Below are 14,051 nucleotides of genomic sequence, written 5' to 3'. Positions count from 1 at the left end.
GTGGAGCAGGGCTGCGGCCGGGACCGCAGCCCTGCCGGAAGCCGTCAGCGCTCCAGGATGGCTGTCACGCCCTGCCCACCGGCCGCGCAGATGGAGATCAGGCCGCGCCCGCTCCCCTTCTGATCAAGCAGCTTGGCGAGCGTGGCGACGATCCGGCCGCCGGTGGCGGCGAACGGGTGGCCGGCCGCCAGCGAGGAGCCGTTGACGTTCAGCTTCTCCCGGTCGATCGAGCCGAGCGGCGCGTCCAGGCCGAGGCGCTCCTTGCAGAACTCCGGCGACTCCCAGGCGGCGAGGGTGGCCAGCACCTGGGAGGCGAACGCCTCGTGGATCTCGTAGAAGTCGAAGTCCTGGAGGCTGAGCCCGGCCCGGGCCAGCATCCGGGGCACCGCGTACGTGGGGGCCATCAGCAGCCCCTCGTCGCCGTGCACGAAGTCGACGGCGGCGGTCTCGGACCAGGAGAACCAGGCGAGCACCGGCAGGTTGTGCGCCTTGGCCCACTCCTCGGACGCGAGCAGGACGGTCGACGCGCCGTCGGTGAGCGGCGAGGAGTTGCCGGCGGTCATGGTGGCCCGCTCGGCGTCCGCGCCGGAGGCGCCGAAGACCGGCTTGAGCGAGCCGAGCTTCTCCAGGCTGGTGTCCGGCCGCAGGTTCTGGTCGCGGGTCAGCCCCAGGTAGGGGGTCATCAGGTCGTCGAAGAACCCCTTGTCGTACGCGGCGGCGAGCCGCTGGTGCGAGCGCAGCGCGAGTTCGTCCTGCGCGGTCCGGTCGACGTTCCAGCGCAGCGCCGTCCGGGCCGCGTGCTCACCCATGGACAGTCCGGTACGCGGCTCGGCGTTGCGCGGGATCTCCGGCTTGAACGGCTGGTGCGGGCGCAGCTTCGCCGCGATCTTGAGCCGTTCGCCGAGCGTACGGGCGGAGTTGAGCTGGAGCAGGGTGCGCCGCATGTCCTCGTTGACGGCGAGTGGCGCGTCCGAGGTGGTGTCGACGCCACCGGCGATGCCGACCTCGATCTGCCCGAGGGCGATCTTGTTGGCGACCAGGATGGCGGCTTCCAGGCCGGTGCCGCAGGCCTGCTGGATGTCGTACGCGGGGGTGTGCGGGTCGAGCCGGGAGCCGAGCACCACCTCACGGGTGAGGTTGAAGTCGCGGGAGTGCTTGAGCACCGCGCCGGCCACCACTTCGCCGACCCGCTCGCCGGCCAGCCCGAACCGGGCGACCAGCCCGTCGAGCGCCGCGCCGAGCATGTCGGCGTTCGACGCGTGCGCGTAGCGCGAGTTGGACCGGGCGAAGGGGATGCGGTTGCCCCCGATGACCGCGACCCGCCGGACACTCTGCACGATCGGCCTCCCTCGAAACTGTTGCCCGAACCCTACTCGCCAGTAGGCTACGCCTATGACCGACAGGTACGCGAGCTTCGTCCAGACGGGGGCCGGTCGCGCGCTGGTCAAGCGCCTCGGGCTGCCCGATCCGCCTCGACTGCGCCGGCACACGCCGGGCGACCCGCTCGTTCCCGGGCCGGTCCTGCTCGGCTCCTCGACCGGCGGCCGGATCGCCGAGCCGACCGGCAAGATCCTGACCGCCGCCGGGGTCGAGCTGGCCGATCCGGTCGCCGCCCACGACGCCGACCGCCGCTTCGCGGCCCTGGTGTACGACGCCAGCGGCATCACCGACTCCACCGGGCTGCGCCAGCTGTACGACTTCTTCCACCCGCAGGCCCGCTCGCTGGTGCCGAGCGGCCGGGTGATCGTGCTGGGCACGCCGCCGGCCGAGTGCGGCTCCCCTCGGGAGGCTACCGCCCAGCGCGCGCTGGAGGGCCTGACCCGCAGCATCGGCAAGGAGTTCGGCCGGGGCGTCACCGCCCAACTGGTCTACGTGACACGCGAGGGTGACGCCGGTACCCCGGTGAGCCTGGAGTCCACGCTCCGGTTCCTGCTCTCCGGCCGGTCCGCGTACGTCTCGGGCCAGGTGATCCGGGTCGGCGCCGGCACCGCCGTCGCGCCGGCCGACTGGGACCGGCCGCTGGACGGGCAGGTGGTGCTGGTGACCGGCGCGGCGCGGGGCATCGGCGCGGCGCTGGCGAAGGTGCTGGCCCGCGACGGCGCGCAGGTGGTGGCGCTGGACATCCCCGCGGCCGGGGACGAGCTGGCCGCCGTCGCCAACGACATCGGCGGCAGCGCGGTGCAGCTCGACCTGACCGCGCCGGATGCGCCGACCCGGCTGGCGGAGCACCTGGCGTCCCGGCACGGGCGGGTCGACGTGGTGGTGCACAACGCGGGCATCACCCGGGACAAGACGCTGGGCCGGATGGACGCCGACCGGTGGGACTCGGTGATCGACGTGAACCTGTCCAGTCAGGAGCGCATCAACGACGTGCTGCTGGAACGCGATCTGATCCCGGCCGGCGGCCGGATCGTGTCGGTCTCCTCGATCGCCGGTATCGCCGGCAACCGGGGGCAGACCAACTACGCGACCAGCAAGGCCGGCGTGATCGGTCTTGTCGACTCGCTCTCCCCGGTGCTGCGCGAGCGCGGGATCAGCCTGAACGCCGTGGCGCCGGGCTTCATCGAGACCCGGCTGACCGCGCGTATCCCGCTGACCATCCGCGAGGCGGGCCGCCGGATGAACAGCATGGCCCAGGGCGGCCTGCCGGTGGACGTGGCCGAGACAATCGGCTGGCTCTCCTGGCCGGCGAGCGGCGCGGTCAGCGGCAACGTGGTCCGGGTCTGCGGCCAGAGCCTCCTGGGGGCGTGATGGCACCCCGTGACCACGAGGACGACGACCTGACCCTGCACGACCTGATCGAGGGCCCCACCCGCGACCTCACGGCCGCCCGAGCCGCCGCCCTGGCCCGCACCAACGCCGCCGCCCGCCCCACCTCCGACGATCATGAAGTTGACGGCACTTCTGGAGATCCACAAGGCAGCCAACCTCATGATCGACGGGGTGAAGGAGCGGTGGGGCGGCGGCGGATGGAGTTGGACGGGCTGCCTGCCAGTGGGGCGCTTTATCGGCGGGCGTTACTCGGGGTCGTTCCGGGGGTTGGGGGGCGGCGCGGGGCTGACGTGCCGGGGCTGGAACTCGCCGTTGGCGGGGTCTCGGTGGATCAGCGGCACCTGGCGGACTACGACCGGGTGTGCGGGTTCCGGCTGACCGACCGGCTGCCGGCGACGTACCTGCACGTGCTCGGGTTCCCGCTGTCGCTGCGGCTGATGACGAGCCCCGGCTTCCCGATCCCGCTCACCGGCGTGGTGCACGTGGCCAACCGGATCACCGTGCACCGGCCGGTCGAGGTCGGCGAGCGCGTCGACTTCCACACGTACGCGGAGAACCTGCGCCCGCACGAGCGCGGCCGCCAGCTCGACGTGGTGCTGGTCGGCTCGATCGACGGCGAGGAGGTGTGGCGCGGCGTGTCCACGTACCTCGGGAAGGAGCGCGCGTCCGGCGGCGGCCCGCGGCGCGACCGGGCTGACCGCCCGGAACCGCCGGCCTTCTCCGCGCAGTGGCGGGTGATGCCCCGCGTGGGTACTGACTACGCGCGCGTCTCCGGCGACCACAACCCGATCCACACCTCGAAGCTGGGCGCGCGGCTGTTCGGTTTCCCGCGCCCGATCGCGCACGGCATGTGGAGCAAGGCCCGATGCCTGGCCGCGCTGGAACCCCGGCTACCGGAGGCGTACACGGTGGACGTGGCGTTCAAGCTGCCGGTGCCGCTGCCGTCGACTGTGGCGTTCAGCGCCTCGCCGAACGGCGCGGGCTGGGACTTCGCGCTGCACAGCGCCCGGGACGGGAGGCCGCACCTGACCGGTTCGGTGCGCTGAGGAAAAGAGGGGACTTGCCGTCCCCTCTTTTCGGCGCTAAGTTGTTCTCAGAGTGAGTTGTTCTCAACCTGAGAGAGTGAGTGACCGTGAACGAGCAGGACTTCCTCGCCGGGTACGACCCGCGGGACTACCCGGCGGTCGCGGTCACCGTCGACGTGGTCGCGCTAACCATCCGCGAGGGCGCGCTGCACCTGCTGCTGATCCGCCGCGGCGCGCCGCCCTTCGCGGGGCACTGGGCGCTGCCCGGCGGCTTCGTCCAGCCGGACGAGGACCTGACCGCCGGTGCCCGGCGCGAGCTGGCCGAGGAGACCGGCCTCGGCGGTGAGCGGCTGCGCCGGGTGCACCTGGAACAGCTCGGCAGCTACGGCGCGCCGGACCGCGACCCGCGCATGCGGGTGGTCTCGGTCGCGCACCTGGCGTTCGCCCCCGACCTGCCCGACCCGGTCGCCGACACCGACGCCGACGAGGCGATCTGGCTGCCGGTCACCGCGCTGACCAGCCGGCAGCTCGCCTTCGACCACGGCCGGATCATCGACGACGGCTTGGAGCGCGCCCGTTCCAAGCTGGAGTACACGCCGCTGGCCACCCGCTTCCTCGCCCCCGAGTTCACGATCACCGAGCTGCGGGAGGTCTACGAGACGGTCTGGGGGCACCCGCTGCACGCCGGCAACTTCCACCGCAAGGTGCTCTCGGTGCCCGGCTTCGTGGAGAGCACCGGCGCCAGCACCGAGCGCGGCGGCGCGCGCGGCGGCCCCCGGGCCAAGCTCTACCGCGCCGGAGACGCCCGGCTGCTGCACCCGGCGCTGCTGCGCCCCGCCCGGGAGGAGACGGTGCGGTGAGGACCGAAGAGGCGATCCGGCTGGTCACTGCCGCGCGTACCGACGCCGACCTGTTCGGCGCCGACGAGCCGGCCCGCCGCTACCGCGAGCTGGTCGGCGCGCTGCACCCCGACCGGCTGGGCGCGGCCGACCCCGACGTACGCGCCGCCGCCGCCGAAGCACTCGTCACGGTCACCACCCGGTGGCGCACCCCGGCCCCCGCGTACACCGGCGACGTCGCCACCCTGCACGAACGCAAGGAAGGGCCCCCTGTTAACGCCTCCGGTAGAGGAGGGGCCCCTTCTTATCACCTGGCCAAGGTGGCCCGGCACCCCGGCGACAACGACCTGATGGCCCGCGAGGCGCGCGCGTTGCGCCGCATCGCCGAGCGCGGCGACGCCAGACACCTCGCATACGTGCCGAAGCTGGTCGACTCCTACCCGGCGCGTGACCCGTCGACCGGCGTGCAGCGGCAGGTCAACGAGCTGGTGACCGTACCCGGGCTGCGCAGCCTCGACGACGTGCGCCGCGCGTACCCGGACGGGCTGGACCCGCGCGACGCGGCCTGGATGTGGCGGCGGCTGCTCGTGGCGCTCGGCCTGGCCCACCGCGCGGGCGTGGTGCACGGCGCGGTGCTGCCCCGGCACGTGCTGATCGAGCCGGACGCGCACGGCCTGGTGCTCGTCGACTGGTGCTTCTCGGCCGAGCCGGGCGGGCTCGTGCCGGCGCTGGTGCCCGGCCACGAGGACTGGTATCCGCCGGAGGTCGCCGCGAAGCGGCAGTGCGGCCCCGGCACCGACATCGCGCTGGCCGCCCGCTGCATGACCTGGCTGATGGGCGACCGCGCGCCCCGCGAGCTGCGCGCCTTCGCCGACGGCTGCCAGGGCGCCGCGCTCGCCACCCGGCCCGACGACGCCTGGCGGCTGCTGCGCGAACTGGACGAGGTGCTGCACCGGCTGTACGGGCCGCGCACCTTCCGACCCTTCACCCTCAACCCGTAGGGAGGCTGCCATGGGCAGTGGAATCTGGTCCACCGACGTGTACGACGCCGCCGACCGCTACCGGCGCCGCACCGGCAAGAGCGCGTTCTCGTACAGCGACAGCGGCGCTCGCAAGGTGCACCCGGCGCTCGACCCGCGCGACGCGCTGCGGGAGAGCCGCGACTCCGCCGAGCACCCGCAGTCGACGCCGATCGCCGTGCTGTTCGACGTCACCGGCTCGATGGGGCACGTGCCCCGGGTGCTGCAGAGCAAGCTGCCGCAGCTGCTCGGCCTGCTGCTGCGCCAGGGGTACGCGAGCGACCCGCAGATCATGTTCGGCGCGATCGGCGACGCCACCTGCGACCGGGTGCCGTTGCAGATCGGGCAGTTCGAGTCCGACAACCGGATGGACGACGACCTCGGCCGGATCGTGCTGGAGGGCGGCGGAGGCGGCCAGATGATGGAGTCGTACGAGCTGGCGCTGTACTTCATGGCCCGGCACACGGCCACCGACAGCTGGGACAAGCGCGGCCGGCGCGGCTACCTGTTCATCATCGGCGACGAGCTGGCGTACGCGGGGGTGAAGCGCGCGGAGGTGGCCCGGCTGATCGGCGACGACCTGAGCGAGGACGTGCCGGTCCGGCAGATCGTGGACGAGGTGACCGCGCGCTGGGACACCTACTACCTGCTGCCCGCCGGCAGCCACTACGCGGGCAACCGCAAGGTGCTGGACTTCTGGCGCGGCCTGCTCGGGCAGAACGCGGTCGAGCTGGACGACCTGGACGCGGTCTGCGAGACGATCGCGCTCACCGTCGGGCTCGGCGAGCAGGCCATCGACCTGGACGCCGGGCTGCGCGACCTGGACCGCGCCGGCTCCACCGCCACCCGGACCGTCTCGAAGGCGCTCGCCCGGCTCGGCTCCGGCCGCCGCGCGGTGGCGACGCTGCCGTTCAGCCCGGCCGACGGCGGAAGCGGGGTCACCCGGCTGTGAACCACGTGATGGTGGTCGACCTCGGCTACGGCGACGCCGGCAAGGGCACAGTGGTGGACCTGCTCTGCGCCACCCGGCAGGTGCACACGGTGATCCGGTTCAACGGGGGCGCGCAGGCGGCGCACAACGTCGTCCTGCGCGACGGGCGGCACCACACGTTCGCGCAGTTCGGCGCCGGGACGTTCCGTCCGGGCGTACGGACGCACCTGGCGCGGCACGTGGTGGTGGACCCGCTGGCGCTCGCCGCCGAGGCCGACCACCTCGCGTCGGTCGGCGTACCAGACGCGCTCGACCGTCTGACTGTGGACGGGGAGGCGCTGCTCGCCACCCCGTACCACCGGGCCGCCAACCGCGCCCGGGAGATCGCCCGGGGAGCCGACCGGCACGGCTCCTGCGGGCTCGGGGTGGGCGAGGCGGTCGCGTACGGCCTCGCCCACCCCGACGAGGCACCCCGGGTGGCGGACTGCCGCCGCCCGGCGGTGCTGCGCCGGCGGCTGACCGCGCTGCGGGACCGGCTCACCGCCGAGCTGGGCCCGCTGGACGCGCCGCCGGTCCAGGACTGCCTGCCCGCGTACGCGGCCTTCGCGCGCCGGGTGGCGATCGTCGACCGGACCTGGCTGGCATCCGCGCTGCGCGAGGGCACCTGCGTGTTCGAGGGCGCGCAGGGGGTGCTGCTGGACGAGTGGCACGGCTTCCACCCGTACACGACGTGGAGCACCACGACGTTCGCCAACGCCGAGACGCTGCTCGCCGAGGCGGGGATGGCCGGTACCGCGCAGCGGCTCGGCGTGCTGCGCACGACCACCACGCGGCACGGTCCCGGGCCGCTGGTCACCGAGGACGTGACGCTGCCGTTCCGCGACCGGCACAACGGGACGAACCCCTGGCAGGGCCGGTTCCGGTTCGGGCACTTCGACGCGGTCGCCCACCGGTACGCGCTGGAGGTCGCCGGTGGGGTGGACGGGCTGGCGCTGACCCACCTCGACCTGGCCGGGTCCGAGCTGCGGATCTGCCGCCGGTACGAGGGCCTGGACCGGCTCGTCCCCGGCCCGGCCGGTGACCTGGACCGGCAGGCGGCGCTCACGCAGCGGCTGCTGCGGGCCCGGCCGGTGCTGGACTCGGCGCCCGCCGACTGGGCGGGGGCGGTCTCGGAGGCGCTGGGGGCGCCGGTGGTGCTCACATCGCGCGGGCCCACGGCCGAGGAGAAGGAAGGGCCCCTTGTTAACGCCTTTTGTATGGGAAGGGCCCCTGCTTAACACCGCACCACCGAGCATGGGTGCATGAGGGACGCGCTCGACCTGCTGCACCACACGGTGACCTCACCGTGGGTGTACCTGGTGATCATCGCGGTCACCGCTGTCGACGCGTTCTTCCCGGCGGTGCCCGGCGAGACCGTGGTGATCACGGCAGGGGTCTTCGCGGCGGGCGGCGAGCCGGACCTGGCGCTGGTGATCGTGACCGCCGCGTTCGGCGCGCTCGTCGGCGATCACGTCTCCTACGCGATCGGGCGCGGCGGCGGCGCGCACCGGCTGGCCCGCTTCCCGGCGGACAGCAGGCGGCGGGCCGGCTCCGAGTGGGCCCGCCGGGCCGTCGACAGGCGCGGCGGGATGATCCTGACCACCGCCCGGTACGTCCCCGGCGGCCGCACCGCCGTCACGCTGACCATGGGCGCGGTCCGCTATCCGGTGCGGATGTTCCTGCTGTACGACGCGCTGGCCTGCGCGACCTGGGGGATCTACTGCACGCTGCTCGGCTACTTCGGCGGCCTGGCGTTCGAGCACAACCCCGTCTCCGGGCTCCTCGCCGGGGTCGCCATCTCGCTCGCGGTCACCGGTCTGTTCGAGGCCGCCCGCTGGGGCCGGCGGCGGGCACACCGGCGAGCCGCCGCGCGCCGCGACTGTTAAAAAGGGGCCCTTCCACTACCGGAGGCGTTAAGAAGGGGCCCTTCCTTACACAGCGCCGGGGTGCCAGGTGGCGCCGCGCAACAGTTGGTCGGCGCCGAGCCAGGCCACGTTCATCATCCGGGTCGCGGTCTTGCCGGCATCGGCCTCCGGGTGGTCGGCCAGCCAGTCGGCGAGCGACTCGGAGGCGCCGACGAGCGCGTACGAGACCACCTCCAGGTCGGTGGCGCCGACCTCCCGTCCGGCGGCGCGCAGCGCGTGGTCGAGCATCCCGGCCACCACCTCGACCAGCCGTCCCCGCATGGCGGCGAGTTCGGCGGCGAACGGCTGCGAGCCGCGGGCCTGCCGGTAGAGCACGGCCCAGCCGTCCCGGTGCGCGCCGACGAAGCCGAAGAACGCGCGCAGCCCGCGCCAGAGCCGCTCGTCGGCGGGCAGGTCGGGGGCGGCGGCGCCGGCGATGGCCTCCATCATCCGGGTGCTCTCGCGGTGCAGGCAGGCGATGAAGAGTTCTTCCTTGGTGCCGAGGTAGGCGTAGACCATCGGTTTGGAGATGCCGGCGTCGTCGGCGATCTCGTCCATGCTGGCGGCGTGGAAGCCGCGGCGGGAGAACACCTTCACCGCCGCGTCGAGCATCTGCTGCTCGCGTACGGCTCGGGGGAGGCGCTTGAAGGTCGGCGTGCTGGACACTCTTGCGAGCATACCTACCCGTGCGTAGGGTTACGCCAGAGTAACCAAGCTGGCCCCGCCCGAGAGGTGCATTTCCTGATGACTGACTTCGACCCGGCCAACTTCGCGAACGTCGGCCCCAAGGAGTTCGCGCAGCTGGTCAAGTCCACGCCGGACGCCAAGATCGCCGAGATCATGTCCGGCGAGTCGCGCGGCAAGATCCTCAGCGAGGTCTTCAACCGGATGCCCACGCTGTTCCGCGCCGACCGCGCCGGTGCCACCAACGCGGTCATCCACTGGAACATCACCGGCCGCCCGGACGGTGGCACCGACACGTACGAGATCGTCATCGAGAACGGCGCCTGCACCGTCTCGGAGACCGCCACCCGCGACCCGAAGCTGAGCCTCACCATGGGCCCGGTCGAGTTCCTGAAGATCGTCTCCGGTGGCGCCAACCCGGTGATGATGTTCATGACCGGCAAGCTGAAGGCCAAGGGCGACCTGGGCCTGGCTGCCAACATCGCCAACCTGTTCGACATCCCCAAGGCCTGACATGGCCGAGTTCTCGCTCGACCTGAACGAGGAACAGCGGGATCTACGCGACTGGGTGCACGGCTTCGCAGCCGAGGTCGTGCGCCCGGCCGCGGCCGAGTGGGACGCCCGGGAGGAGACCCCGTGGCCGATCATCCAGGAGGCGGCGAAGGTCGGCCTGTACGGCTTCGAGTTCCTCGCCACCTGCTGGGCCGACCCCACCGGCCTCTCCCTGCCGATCGCCAGCGAGGAACTCTTCTGGGGTGACGCCGGCATCGGCCTGAGCATCTTCGGCACCTCGCTCGCGGTCGCCGCGATCTACGGCGCCGGCACCCCCGACCAGCTCGTCGAATGGGTGCCGCAGTGCTTCGGCGACGTCGACTCCCCGGCCGTCGCCGCGTTCTGCACGAGCGAGCCGGAAGCCGGCTCCGACGTCGGATCGATGCGTACCCGCGCCGTCTACGACGAGGCCACCGACGAGTGGGTGCTCAACGGGCAGAAGGCGTACGCCACGAACGGCGGCATCGCCGGCGTGCACGTGGTCACCGCCTCGATCGACCCCGAGCTGGGCTCGCGCGGGCAGGCCGCGTTCGTCGTACCCCCGGGCACCTCCGGTCTGACCGCCACCCGCAAGCTGCGCAAGCTCGGGCTGCGCGCCTCGCACACCGCGGACGTCTTCCTCGACGACGTCCGGGTGCCGGGCCGCTGCCTGCTCGGCGGCAAGGACGCGCTCGACGAGCGTCTGGCCCGCGCCCGGTCCGGGCAGCGCGCCTCCGGCCAGGCGGCGATGCGGACGTTCGAGCTGTCCCGTCCGACAGTCGGCGCGCAGGCGCTCGGCGTGGCCCGCGCCGCCTACGAGTACGCCCTGGACTACGCCAAGGAACGGGTCCAGTTCGGACGGCCGATCATCACCAACCAGGCGGTCGCGTTCGCGCTCGCCGACATGAAGATGGAGATCGACGCCGCCCGGCTCCTGGTCTGGCGCGCCTCCTGGATGGGCCGCAACAACCGGCCGTTCGCCGCCGGTGAGGGCTCGATGTCCAAGCTCAAGGCCGGTGAGGTGGCCGTCTCGGTGACCGACAAGGCGGTCCAGCTCCTCGGCGGCGCGGGTTTCCTGCGCGACCACCCGGTCGAGCGGTGGTACCGCGACGCCAAGATCTACACCATCTTCGAGGGCACCTCCGAAATCCAGCGGCTGGTCATCTCCCGGGCCATCTCCGGCATGCAGATCCGCTGACCGCCGGCGGCACGCCGCCCGGCCCGTGACGACAGGCAGCGCCGTCGCGGGCCGGGCGCCCCCGCCTGGCCGACCCGACCCGCGATCGGGCGCAAGATCACGCAAAACCGGACGGCCGATCCGTCCGGAGCCTGGTCGACGAACCACGAACGCGAAGGAGTTGCGCCTTGGACCTGCCGTTCATCGCCGCCACGCTGACCCGCCGTGGACTACTCACCCCGGGCCGTCCGATCCGGGTCGTCTCGCAGCTCAACGCGCTGCGCCGGTGGGGCTGGAGCCTCGCCGGGGAGCTGCGCCAGGCCGCCGCCCGCGACCCCGGCCGCGTCGCGGTGGTCGACGAGCGCGGCGCCACCATGACGTACCAGGAACTGCTGGAGCGCTCCGAACGGCTGGCCCGCTCCCTCCGGTCCCACCTCGGCGTCCAGGCCGGCGACCGGGTCGGCGTGCTCTGCCGCAACCACCACGGCCTGATCGAGGCGATAGTCGCCGCGATGCTGCTCGGCGCGGACGCCGTCCTGGTAAACACCGGCCTGTCCGCGGCTCAGCTGGGCACCGTGGCCGAGGAACAGGGCCTGCGCGTCCTGGTCCACGACGGCGAGTTCAACGACCGCGTCCTCGGCCTCCCCGCCGAGGTGCACCGGGTCGACGAGCGGCGGCACGAGGAGCTGATCGCCGCCGCGGTCCCCGGCGAACAGCTCCAGCCGCCCGAGCGGGACGGCCGCACCATAGTGCTGACCTCCGGCACCACCGGCGCGCCCAAGGGCGCCCGCCGCCCCACCCCGCACGGCTTCGGCCCGCTGGTGTCCATCATCGACCGCATCCCGCTGCACGCGCGGAACACCACCATGATCGCCGCGCCGATCTTCCACACCTGGGGGTACGCCGCCCTCCAGGTCTCGTTCGCGCTGCGCGCCACAGTCGTGCTGCACCGCCGATTCGACCCCGCCGCCACGCTGACCGCGCTCGTCGCCCAGCGGTGCGACGCGATGTTCGCCGTACCGGTGATGCTGCAACGACTCATGGAGGTCGAGCCGCCGCTGCCCCGGCCCCCGCTCAAGGTGGTCGCGGTCAGCGGATCCGCCCTGCCCGGCAACCTGGCCACCGCCTTCATGGACCGCTACGGCGACGTGCTGTACAACCTCTACGGCTCGACCGAGGTCTCCTGGGCCTCCATCGCCGGCCCACGCGAACTGCGCGCCGCGCCCACCACCGCGGGCCGGCCGCCGCACGGCACCCGGCTGGCGATCCTGGACGAGAACGGCCGCCCCGTCCGGGACGGCGAGGTCGGGCGGATCTTCGTGGGCAACGAGATGCTCTTCGAGGGCTACACCTCGGGCGTCGGGCGGGAGAGCCGCGACGGCCTGCTGGACACCGGCGACCTCGGCCGGCTCGACGCCGACGGCCTGCTCTTCGTCGACGGCCGGGCGGACGACATGATCGTCTCCGGCGGCGAAAACGTGTTCCCGTCCGAGGTGGAGGACCTGATCGCCCGGCTGCCGCAGGTCCGCGAGGTCGCGGTGATCGGCGTACCGGACCCCGACTACGGCCAGCGGCTGGCCGCGTTCCTGGCGCTGCGGCCGGGCGAGACGCTCGACCCGGACGCGGTCCGCGAGTACGTCCGGCGCTACCTGGCCCGCTTCTCCGTGCCCCGGGACGTGGTGTTCGTCAAGTACCTGCCGCGCAACGCCACCGGCAAGGTGCTGAGCCGGGAGTTGCGCCGCTACTTCGACTGACGGACGGCGCCCCGCGAACCGGTCCCGCCGCCGGGCGCCGTCCGTCAGCCGGGAATCGTGATCCGGCCCTCCACCGCACCCGCCGCGATGTCGGTGCGGTGGTGGGAGCCGGCCAGCTCGACCTCGCGTACCAACTCGTAGGCGGCGTCGCGCGCGGCGGCCAGGTCCGGGCCGGTCGCCGTACCGCAGAGGACCCGGCCGCCCGCGGAGCGCAACGTGCCGTCGGCGTCGCGGCGGGTCCCGGCGTGGATGATCCCGGCGCGGTCCGCGCCGGTGATCACGTCACCGGTACGCGGGCCCGCCGGGTAGCCCTCGGCCGCCACCACGACTGTCACCGCCGCGCCGTCGCGCCACCGCAGCGGCGGGTGCGCGCCGAGCGTGCCGGTGGCGGCGGCGTGCAGCAGCCCACCCAGCGGCGTCTCCAGCAGGGCGAGCACCACCTGGGTCTCCGGGTCGCCGAAGCGCGCGTTGAACTCGATCACGCGCGGGCCGGACGGGGTGATCGCCAGGCCCACGTAGAGCAGGCCGGCGAACGGGGTGCCCCGGTCGCGCAGCTCCGCGAGCGTCGGGTGCACCACGTCGCGCATCACGTCGTCCACCAGGTTCGGCGGGGCCCACGGCAGCGGCGCGTACGCGCCCATCCCGCCCGTGTTCGGGCCGGTGTCGCCGTCGCCGACGCGCTTGAAGTCCTGCGCGGGCAGCAGCGGCACCGCCGCTTCACCATCGGTCACCACGAACAGGGAGACCTCGGGACCGGACAGGTACTCCTCGATCACCACCCGGCCGCACTCCGCGGCGTGCCGCTCGGCGGCGGCCCGGTCGTCGGTGACCACCACGCCCTTGCCGGCGGCCAGCCCGTCGTCCTTCACCACGTACGGCGCGCCGAACTCGTCCAGCGCCCGCGCCACCGCAGCCGCGTCCTCGCAGGTGTACGCGCGCGCGGTCGGGACACCGGCAGCCGTCATCACGTCCTTCGCGAACGTCTTCGAGCCCTCCAGCCGGGCCGCCTGCGCGCTCGGGCCGAACACCGCGATGCCCTTGGCGCGTACCGCGTCGGCGACGCCCGCCACCAGCGGCGCCTCCGGGCCGATGACCACCAGGTCCGCCGCGACCTCGACGGCGAGGGCCGCCACGGCCGCCGGGTCGGTGGGTGTCACCTCCCGAAGCGAGGCGACCTCGCCGATCCCCGGATTCCCCGGCGCTGCGACGAGCGCCTCGACAGCCGGATCCCCGGCGAGTCCGAGCGCGAGAGCGTGCTCCCGCCCACCACCACCCACAAGAAGTACGCGCACGACCCCGCATCCTACTGACCACCCCACCCCACCCCGTTGATCATGAAGTTGGCGGCAGGATGTGAGATCGAAATCGCCGTCAAC

13 protein-coding genes are annotated in these 14,051 nt (G+C 73.2%); 10 read left to right on the top strand and 3 right to left on the bottom strand.

Going from position 1 to position 14,051, the window contains the following annotated elements; all coding sequences use genetic code 11:
• Positions 1–44: 44 nt before the first annotated feature.
• Positions 45–1,337 carry an acetyl-CoA C-acetyltransferase gene (locus PVK74_RS22050; RefSeq protein ID WP_069088131.1) on the bottom strand — a complete coding sequence of 431 codons (1,293 nt, stop codon included), beginning with the start codon at positions 1,335–1,337 and terminating at the stop codon, positions 45–47.
• A 55-nt stretch (positions 1,338–1,392) separates the two neighbouring features.
• Here PVK74_RS22050 and PVK74_RS22045 point away from each other — a divergent pair, with 55 nt between their 5' ends.
• The 7 genes from PVK74_RS22045 to PVK74_RS22015 all read left to right on the top strand — a co-directional run bounded on the left by PVK74_RS22045 (position 1,393) and on the right by PVK74_RS22015 (position 8,511).
• On the top strand, positions 1,393–2,751 hold the full coding sequence (locus tag PVK74_RS22045) for a 3-oxoacyl-ACP reductase (RefSeq protein WP_104113529.1): 1,359 nt from the start codon (positions 1,393–1,395) through the stop codon (positions 2,749–2,751).
• Between the two features lie 218 nt (positions 2,752–2,969).
• The gene (locus PVK74_RS22040) at positions 2,970–3,818 is read left to right on the top strand and encodes a MaoC/PaaZ C-terminal domain-containing protein (RefSeq protein WP_274479307.1); all 849 of its coding nucleotides are present in this window, start codon (positions 2,970–2,972) and stop codon (positions 3,816–3,818) included.
• Between the two features lie 80 nt (positions 3,819–3,898).
• Positions 3,899–4,657, top strand: coding sequence for an NUDIX hydrolase (locus PVK74_RS22035; RefSeq protein WP_176722790.1), 759 nt, complete (start codon positions 3,899–3,901; stop codon positions 4,655–4,657).
• Complete coding sequence (locus PVK74_RS22030) at positions 4,654–5,637, top strand: BUD32 family EKC/KEOPS complex subunit (RefSeq protein ID WP_274477113.1); 984 nt, start codon at positions 4,654–4,656, stop codon at positions 5,635–5,637. The genes PVK74_RS22035 and PVK74_RS22030 overlap by 4 nt, the downstream gene beginning before the upstream one ends.
• A gap of 10 nt (positions 5,638–5,647) precedes the next feature.
• Positions 5,648–6,607 (top strand): hypothetical protein, encoded by a 960-nt coding sequence (locus PVK74_RS22025; RefSeq protein ID WP_064448329.1) that lies wholly within the window; start codon positions 5,648–5,650, stop codon positions 6,605–6,607.
• Positions 6,604–7,863: an adenylosuccinate synthetase gene (locus tag PVK74_RS22020; protein WP_187692864.1), complete on the top strand. Its 1,260-nt coding sequence runs from the start codon at positions 6,604–6,606 to the stop codon at positions 7,861–7,863. The genes PVK74_RS22025 and PVK74_RS22020 overlap by 4 nt, the downstream gene beginning before the upstream one ends.
• Positions 7,864–7,887: 24 nt before the next feature.
• On the top strand, positions 7,888–8,511 hold the full coding sequence (locus tag PVK74_RS22015; protein ID WP_274477112.1) for a DedA family protein: 624 nt from the start codon (positions 7,888–7,890) through the stop codon (positions 8,509–8,511).
• A gap of 45 nt (positions 8,512–8,556) precedes the next feature.
• Here PVK74_RS22015 and PVK74_RS22010 read toward each other — a convergent pair whose 3' ends face one another.
• Positions 8,557–9,195 (bottom strand): TetR/AcrR family transcriptional regulator, encoded by a 639-nt coding sequence (locus PVK74_RS22010; RefSeq protein WP_030500578.1) that lies wholly within the window; start codon positions 9,193–9,195, stop codon positions 8,557–8,559.
• A gap of 78 nt (positions 9,196–9,273) precedes the next feature.
• Between PVK74_RS22010 and PVK74_RS22005 the strand changes: the two genes are divergently transcribed.
• From PVK74_RS22005 to PVK74_RS21995, 3 genes are all read left to right on the top strand, one after another.
• Positions 9,274–9,726, top strand: a complete 453-nt coding sequence (locus tag PVK74_RS22005) for an SCP2 sterol-binding domain-containing protein (protein WP_043327552.1) — start codon at positions 9,274–9,276, stop codon at positions 9,724–9,726.
• A gap of 1 nt (position 9,727) precedes the next feature.
• Positions 9,728–10,942, top strand: coding sequence for an acyl-CoA dehydrogenase family protein (locus PVK74_RS22000; protein WP_064447943.1), 1,215 nt, complete (start codon positions 9,728–9,730; stop codon positions 10,940–10,942).
• 167 nt (positions 10,943–11,109) lie between these two features.
• Positions 11,110–12,675 carry an AMP-binding protein gene (locus PVK74_RS21995; RefSeq protein WP_166457368.1) on the top strand — a complete coding sequence of 522 codons (1,566 nt, stop codon included), beginning with the start codon at positions 11,110–11,112 and terminating at the stop codon, positions 12,673–12,675.
• Positions 12,676–12,719: 44 nt separating this feature from the next.
• Here the strand turns inward: PVK74_RS21995 and purD are convergent, their stop codons facing one another.
• Positions 12,720–13,967, bottom strand: coding sequence for a phosphoribosylamine--glycine ligase (gene purD, locus PVK74_RS21990; RefSeq protein ID WP_069088124.1), 1,248 nt, complete (start codon positions 13,965–13,967; stop codon positions 12,720–12,722).
• Between the last annotated feature and the right edge of the window lie 84 nt (positions 13,968–14,051).

Origin of the sequence: Micromonospora chalcea, from assembly GCF_028768405.1 — a bacterium.
Taxonomy (GTDB): Bacteria; Actinomycetota; Actinomycetes; order Mycobacteriales; family Micromonosporaceae; genus Micromonospora; species Micromonospora chalcea.
Note: the sequence above shows the minus strand (reverse complement) of the source record. Positions and strands in the feature narration are given on the sequence as shown.